Below are 7117 nucleotides of genomic sequence, written 5' to 3'. Positions count from 1 at the left end.
TTTTGATGTTTGTATATTTTTTATATGTAGCGAGAGGCCAGTGTGTGCACGCGGGAAGGGGGCGTCGGCTGCGGCAGATGTGTAGAAGAGGCAGCGCGGGGGCGGGTCGGCGGGTGGCCGGCAGGGCCTGGACGCGCTCATCACCGACCGTGGGGACGCCAGCGGCACCGGCTACTGGTCGCCCCTCACCGGCGACTACCGCCTCGACCTGCTCCAGCGGGCGTTCGGCCGCATCCCCGTCGTCCCGCGGGTGCTCGGCCCCGCCGAGCAGGCCGGGACGGTCGCCGCCGGCGCGGTGACCGCCGACGGGGGAGCGGTGCTCGGACCGGGCACGGGCGACAACGCCGCCGCGGCGCTCGGCATCAACGCCGAGCCCGGCGACGTGGTGGTCTCCATCGGCACCTCGGGGGTGGTCTCCACCGTGTCCACCACGCCGATGGCCGACCCGACCGGCACCGTCGCCGGCTTCGCCGACGCCACTGGACACTTCCTCCCGCTGGTCACCACGCTCAACGCCGCCCGCGTGCTGGACGCGACGGCCCGGCTGCTGGGGGTCGACCACGCGGAGCTGTCCCGGCTGGCGCTGTCCGCGCCGGCCGGCGCCGGTGGTCTGGTGCTCGTGCCCTACCTGGAGGGCGAGCGGACGCCGAACCGGCCGTACGCCACCGGGGCGCTGCACGGCCTCACCCTCTCCACCGCCGACCCTGCGCACCTGGCGCGGGCTGCCGTCGAGGGCCTGCTGTGCGGGCTGGCCGACGGGCTCGCGGCCGTGGCCGCCGGGGGCACGCCGGTGCGCCGGGTCTTCCTCGTCGGTGGCGGCGCCCGGTCCGAGGCGGTCCGCCGGATCGCCCCCGCCGTCCTCGGCGTGCCGGTGCTCGTGCCGCCGCCCGGGGAGTACGTGGCCGACGGCGCCGCGCGGCAGGCCGCCTGGGTGCTCGCCGGCGGCGACACCCCGCCGGTCTGGCCGGGCGCCGCCACCGAGGTCTACGAGGCCGACCCCCTCCCGGCCGTCCGCGAGCGCTACGCCGAGGTCCGCGACCTCACCGCCGACCGCACCTGACCGCCCCCGAACCCACGGCGACGCCGGCCCCCGGCGCACGAGAGGAACACCCCCATGGCCACAGTCACCTACGACGCCGCGACGCGGGTCTACACCGGCGCGGACCGGCCCGCGGTCGACGCCCTGGACCTGCAGGTCGAGGACGGCGAGTTCCTCGTCCTGGTCGGCCCGTCCGGCTGCGGCAAGTCCACGTCGCTGCGGATGCTGGCCGGGCTCGAGGACGTCGACGCCGGCCGCATCCTCATCGGCGACCGCGACGTCACCGACGTGCCGGCCAAGGACCGCGACATCGCGATGGTGTTCCAGAACTACGCGCTCTACCCGCACATGACCGTCGCGGAGAACATGGGCTTCGCGCTGCGGATGGCCAAGGTGGGCAAGGAGGAGACCGGCACCCGGGTGCGTGAGGCCGCCCGGCTGCTGGACCTGGAGCCCTACCTCGACCGCAAGCCGCGGGCGCTGTCCGGCGGCCAGCGGCAGCGGGTGGCGATGGGCCGGGCGATCGTCCGCCAGCCGCAGGTGTTCCTCATGGACGAGCCGCTGTCCAACCTCGACGCCAAGCTGCGGGTGCAGACCCGCACCCAGATCGCCCAGCTGCAGCGGCGTCTGGGCATCACCACGGTCTACGTGACCCACGACCAGACCGAGGCCATGACGATGGGCGACCGGGTCTGCGTGCTCAAGGACGGCGTCCTCATGCAGATCGGCCGGCCCCGCGAGCTCTACGACCGGCCCGCCAACGTCTTCGTCGCCGGCTTCATCGGGTCACCGGCGATGAACCTCGTCGAGCTCCCGGTCGTCGACGGCGGCGTGTCCCTCGGCGACGACGTCCACCCGGTGACGCGGGACGTGCTCAGCCGCGCCGGCGACGAGCGGGTGGTCCTCGGCGTCCGTCCCGAGGACCTCGAGCCAGCCGGCTCCGGGCTGGCGATGGAAGTCGACGTCGTGGAGGAGCTGGGCGCCGACGCCTACGTCTACGGGCACACCACCCTGGACGGGCAGCAGCACACACTCACCGCCCGGGTGGACGGCCGGCGTCCCCCGGGGAAGGGGGAGCGGCTGCACCTGCGGCCGCGACCGGGCCACGTGCACCTCTTCGACGTGGGCGGCGGGGCCCGGCTGGGATGAGCCTGCCGCCGACCGGGTCACCGTCGTCGAGGTCGGCGGTGGGCTGCGCACCTACCGCTGCGGCGACCGCGACGTCCTCGACGGCCACCGCGTGGGGGAGATGGCCCTCCTGCGTGCCGGATGGCGGGTCGGGGACCTGGTCGTCGACCACTGCTCCACCGACCTCGAGCGGGACCCTGACGGGCCGGCGCGCGTCCCGGTTCACCGGCCCGGACGGCGGCGGCGCCGTCGTCCGGCTGGACGAGGGCCACCCGTACCTCAGCTGTTCACCGGGGACGTGCTGCCCGAGCCGCGCCGGCGCCGCGGGCCGGCGGTCGAGCCGGTGACCTGCCCGCCGGACCCCTTCCGGACCGGCGAGGCGGTCCGCCGGCTCGAGCCCGGCGAGTCGACGACGGCGCGCTGGGGGCTGCAGGCGATCGGCTGAGAGCAGGGTGCCGGTCGGGTGGCGGTGGCTCCCTAGACTCGACCGAGGGGCTCCGGCGATCCGGGGCCCCGCACCGATCGAGGAGAGTGGTAGTGGCCGTCCGAGCCATCCGGGGCGCGACGCAAGTGGACGCCGACGAGCGGGAGCTGGTCCTCGACGCGACCCGCGAGCTGGTGAGTGCGGTGATGGAGCGCAACCAGCTGGAGCACGACGACGTCATCAGCATCCTGTTCACCGCCACGCCCGACCTCGTCTCGGAGTTCCCGGCGCTGGCTGCCCGCGAGCTCGGCTTCGGGGACGTGCCGCTGATGTGCGCCACCGAGATCGGCGTCCCGCACGCGCTGCCACGGGTGCTGCGGCTGATGGCACACGTGGAGACCGAGAGGCCGCGCGCGGACGTGCAGCACGTGTACCTGCGGGGTGCGGCGGCGCTGCGACGGGACATCGCCCAGTGACCGACTTCCTGGGGCAGATCGCGCTGGACGGCCCCTCGGGGACGGGCAAGTCCAGCGTCGCGCGGGCCGTCGCGGCCCGGCTGGGGGCGGCCTACCTGGACACCGGCGCGATGTACCGCGCCGCGACCGTCGCCGTCCTGGACGCCGGGGTGGACCCGGAGGACGCCGAGGCCGTGGCCGCCGCCGTCGCCGCGGCCCGCATCGAGGTGGGGACGGCGGCCGACACCGAGCTGGTGGAAGTCGACGGCGTGGACGTCGCGGTGCGCATCCGCGGCCCGGAGGTCACCCGCGCGGTGTCGGCGGTGTCGGCGGTGCCCTCGGTGCGCCGGCGGCTGGTCGACCAGCAGCGCGCGCTGGTCTCCGCGGCCGACGCGGTCGTCGTCGAGGGGCGCGACATCGGCACCGTCGTCCTGCCCGACGCGACGCTCAAGGTCTACCTGACCGCCGCCCCCGAGGCCCGCGCCCAGCGGCGGGCCGCCCAGCTCGGCCTCAGCACGCCGGACGAGGTCGCCGAGCTCGCCGCCGACCTGCGCCGCCGCGACGAGTACGACAGCAGCCGCGCCGACAGCCCGCTGCGCCCGGCGGAGGACGCCGTGGTCGTCGACAGCACGCACCTGGACCGCGAGGGCGTCGTCGACCGGGTGGTCGAGCTGGCGCTCACGACGGTGGGGGCCTCGCGATGACGGAGCAGACCGGGCCGCTGCCGGTCGTCGCGATCGTCGGCCGGCCCAACGTCGGCAAGTCCACGCTGGTCAACCGGATCCTGGGTCGCCGCGCCGCGGTCGTCCAGGACACCCCCGGCGTCACCCGCGACCGGATCGCCTACGAGGCGCTGTGGAACGGCAAGCGCTTCACCGCCGTCGACACCGGCGGCTGGGACCCCAAGGCCAGCGGGCTGGGCGCGTCGATCACCCGCCAGGCCGAGTACGCGATGAAGACCGCCGACGTCATCGTCTTCGTCGTCGACAGCCAGGTCGGGGCCACCGAGACCGACCTGGCCGCCGCGCGGATCCTGCGCCGCAGCGACCGCCCGGTGATCCTGGTGGCCAACAAGGTCGACGACGAGCGCAGCGAGTCCAACGCCGCCGAGCTGTGGTCGCTGGGCCTGGGCGAGCCGCAGCCGGTCAGCGCGCTGCACGGCCGCGGCAGCGGTGACCTGCTCGACCTGGTGCTCGACGCGCTGCCCGAGGCCCCGCGCGAGCAGGAGGAGGAGGGCGGCCCGCGCCGGGTGGCGCTGGTCGGCCGGCCCAACGTCGGCAAGTCCAGCCTGCTCAACCGGCTGGCCAGGGACGAGCGCTCGGTGGTCGACTCGGTCGCCGGCACCACGGTCGACCCGGTCGACTCGATCGTCACCCTGGGCGGCGAGGAGTGGCGGTTCGTCGACACCGCCGGGCTGCGCCGCAAGGTCAACACCGCCAGCGGCATGGAGTACTACGCCAGCCTGCGCACCGAGGCCGCCATCCAGGCCGCCGAGGTCGCCGTCGTCCTGCTCGCCGCCGACGAGGTGGTCAGCGAGCAGGACCAGCGGGTCATCACCCAGGTGATCGAGGCCGGCCGCGCGCTGGTCATCGCCTTCAACAAGTGGGACACCCTCGACGAGGACCGCCGCCTGCAGCTGGAGCGCGAGATCGAGCGCGACCTGGCCCGGGTGAAGTGGGCCTCGCGGGTCAACATCTCCGCCAAGACCGGCCGCGGCGTGGACAAGCTGGCCCAGCACCTGCGCGAGGCGCTGGCCTCGTGGGAGACCCGGGTGCCGACGGCGGAGCTGAACACCTACGTCCGCGCGCTGGTGCAGGAGACGCCGCCACCGGCCCGTGGTGGCCGCGCGCCGAAGATCAAGTACCTGACGCAGGCCGACGTCCGCCCGCCGCGGTTCGTCGTCTTCTCGACCGGGTTCCTCGAGGCCGGCTACCGGCGGTTCCTGGAGCGCAAGCTGCGCGAGCGCTTCGGCTTCCACGGGACGCCGATCGAGATCTCGGTCAAGGTCCGCGAGGGCCGGGGGGGCGAGCGGCCGAAGCGCTGAACGATGAGTTCGGCCTCCGGCGCAGGTCTCCACCGCGAGAACTGACGACCCGCACTGGAGGCAGCCATGACCGCACCGCAGACGCAGACGCTGGAGACCCCCGGCGCCGTCCTCGCCTACGACGTCCGGCCCGGGAGCGGCACGGAGCCGCCGCTGCTGCTCATCGGTTCGCCGATGGGCGCGGCGGGTTTCGGCACGCTGGCCGCGCACTTCCGCGACCGCACCGTCGTCACGTACGACCCGCGCGGCGTGGAGCGCAGCCGGCGCACCGACGGCGCGACCGAGACCACGCCCGAGGAGCACGCCGAGGATCTGTCCCGGCTGATCGCGACGGTGGACGCCGGTCCGGTCGACGTCTTCGCCAGCAGTGGGGGAGCGGTCAACGCACTCGTGCTCGTCGCCCGCCACCCCGAGCAGGTGCGCACCCTCGTCGCGCATGAGCCGCCGGCGCTGCAGCTGCTGCCCGACCGCGAGCAGGCGCTCGCCGCCACCCGGCAGGTGCGGGACGCCTACCGAGCGCGCGGGTTCGGCGCCGGGATGGCGGGGTTCATCCGGCTGGTCGGCCACCGCGGGCCGGTGCCCGACGACCTCGGCGACCTGCCGGTCCCCGCCGTCTTCGGGCTGCCGGCCGAGGACGACGGCTCGCGGGAGGACGCCTTGCTCGGGCACAACCTGATCAGCTGCACGCACCACGAGCACGACCTGGAGGCGCTGCGGAGCGCCTCGACGCGGATCGTGGTCGCGGTCGGTGAGGGATCGCAGGAGGAGCTGGCGCACCGGTGCGGGCTGGCGCTGGCCGAGCGGCTGGGGACGCCGCCGGTCGTGTTCCCCGGCGACCACGGCGGCTTCCTCGGCGGCGAGTACGGCCAGACAGGGGAGCCGGAGGCGTTCGCCGCGACGCTGCGCGAGGTGCTGGCCGCCGACCGGGACGCGGTTCCGGCGCGGGGCTGACCACCAGGCAGGGCGTCTCAGCCGGTGCGGTAACCTGCTATACGCAGCGATCGGACGGTGCGAGCCGCCCGGCGCTCGGGCTGTAGCGCAGCTTGGTAGCGCACTTGACTGGGGGTCAAGGGGTCGCAGGTTCAAATCCTGTCAGCCCGACAGTGGGAAACCGCAGCTCAGGGGCCGTTTCGGAGAGATCCGCAACGGCCCCTGAGCGCATTCCAGGGGCGTTTGACCACCTTCTTGACCACCTTTAGGTCGCCCTTACCGACCTAGGACCTCTCCGAGGATGGTGAGGGCATCGCGGGAGATTTCGGGCGCCACGTGCCCGTAGACGTCGCCGGTGATCGCGATAGAGGAGTGGCCGAGGATCTCGGAGACCACCTTGAGCGGCACACCGTTGGTGAGCATCACGCTGGCTGCCGAGTGCCGGAGGGTGTGTAGCCCGGCCGGCGGCAGGCCAGCCCTGGCGGCCGCGACTTGAGCGCCCGGAGGGCGTTGCGCGGATCGCAGGGTTCACCGAACTCGGTGGTGAACACGAACCCCGTCTCGCGCCAGGCCGAGCCCGCCCGCTGTCGCTCGTCGGCCTGCGTGGCCTGAACTTCGCGGAGCAGTTCCTCGGCGGGCGCGGAAATCGGCACAAACCTCTTCGACTTCGCCGTCTTGGGTTCGCTGACGGCGAGTCGGCCATCGATCCGAGAGAGGGTCCCGCGGATGCGCACGGTGCCCCCGTCCAGGTCGACGTCGGACCACCGGAGGGCCAGCGCTTCTCCTCGGCGCAACCCGGTGTGCACGAGGAGCGCGAACAGCGGCGCGTACCTGGTGCCGGCCGCCGCGCGGAGCAGGTCGACGATCTGCGCGGGTGTCAGGTGCGCCGCTTCCTTGGCGGTCACCCTCGGCCGCCGGATCACCGCGGCTGGGTTGGCCGCCAGCGCACCGTCGCGAACGGCCGTGTCTAAAGATCATTAACGGCAGGAGTTACGGGCTCGGTTGGCCGCCGGCCGGACCCTGCTGACAGTCGGCGCGGCCTGCGCTATGCCCACACCATGAGGTATCCCCAGGGTGGCGGGCTGACCGCGGACGAG

The 7117-nt window shown here is 74.0% G+C and carries 9 protein-coding genes and 1 tRNA gene; 8 read left to right on the top strand and 2 right to left on the bottom strand.

Translation table 11 applies throughout. The features are described from left to right. Positions 1–250: 250 nt before the first annotated feature. The 8 genes from CNO22_RS24560 to CNO22_RS24530 all read left to right on the top strand — a co-directional run bounded on the left by CNO22_RS24560 (position 251) and on the right by CNO22_RS24530 (position 6191). Positions 251–1060, top strand: coding sequence for an FGGY-family carbohydrate kinase (locus tag CNO22_RS24560; protein WP_232807327.1), 810 nt, complete (start codon positions 251–253; stop codon positions 1058–1060). Between the two features lie 54 nt (positions 1061–1114). Continuing rightward, a complete protein-coding gene (locus CNO22_RS24555; protein WP_100501875.1) occupies positions 1115–2188 on the top strand; it encodes an ABC transporter ATP-binding protein in 1074 nt (357 codons plus the stop codon). A 100-nt stretch (positions 2189–2288) separates the two neighbouring features. After that, complete coding sequence (locus CNO22_RS27980) at positions 2289–2612, top strand: aldose epimerase family protein (protein WP_157937106.1); 324 nt, start codon at positions 2289–2291, stop codon at positions 2610–2612. Positions 2613–2704: 92 nt separating this feature from the next. Then, positions 2705–3067, top strand: a complete 363-nt coding sequence (aroH, locus tag CNO22_RS24550) for a chorismate mutase (RefSeq protein ID WP_100501874.1) — start codon at positions 2705–2707, stop codon at positions 3065–3067. Further along, positions 3064–3750, top strand: coding sequence for a (d)CMP kinase (gene cmk, locus CNO22_RS24545; RefSeq protein WP_100501873.1), 687 nt, complete (start codon positions 3064–3066; stop codon positions 3748–3750). The genes aroH and cmk overlap by 4 nt, the downstream gene beginning before the upstream one ends. Further along, positions 3747–5090, top strand: a complete 1344-nt coding sequence (der, locus tag CNO22_RS24540; protein WP_100501872.1) for a ribosome biogenesis GTPase Der — start codon at positions 3747–3749, stop codon at positions 5088–5090. Before cmk ends, der begins: the two co-directional genes overlap by 4 nt. Before the next feature lie 66 nt (positions 5091–5156). After that, entirely contained in the window at positions 5157–6041 is an 885-nt protein-coding gene (locus CNO22_RS24535) for an alpha/beta fold hydrolase (protein WP_100501871.1), read from the top strand. Positions 6042–6117: 76 nt separating this feature from the next. After that, positions 6118–6191 (top strand) — tRNA-Pro (locus CNO22_RS24530). A gap of 105 nt (positions 6192–6296) precedes the next feature. Here the strand turns inward: CNO22_RS24530 and CNO22_RS29825 are convergent. Together CNO22_RS29825 and CNO22_RS24520 are read right to left on the bottom strand one after the other, a co-directional pair. Continuing rightward, the gene (locus CNO22_RS29825) at positions 6297–6446 is read right to left on the bottom strand and encodes a site-specific integrase (protein WP_269799632.1); all 150 of its coding nucleotides are present in this window, start codon (positions 6444–6446) and stop codon (positions 6297–6299) included. After that, positions 6443–6943, bottom strand: a complete 501-nt coding sequence (locus CNO22_RS24520) for a site-specific integrase (protein ID WP_157937105.1) — start codon at positions 6941–6943, stop codon at positions 6443–6445. Before CNO22_RS24520 ends, CNO22_RS29825 begins: the two co-directional genes overlap by 4 nt. Between the last annotated feature and the right edge of the window lie 174 nt (positions 6944–7117).

The organism is Geodermatophilus chilensis (assembly GCF_002802985.1).
GTDB lineage: Bacteria > Actinomycetota > Actinomycetes > Mycobacteriales > Geodermatophilaceae > Geodermatophilus > Geodermatophilus chilensis.
This window is presented reverse-complemented; position numbering and strand designations above follow the sequence as displayed.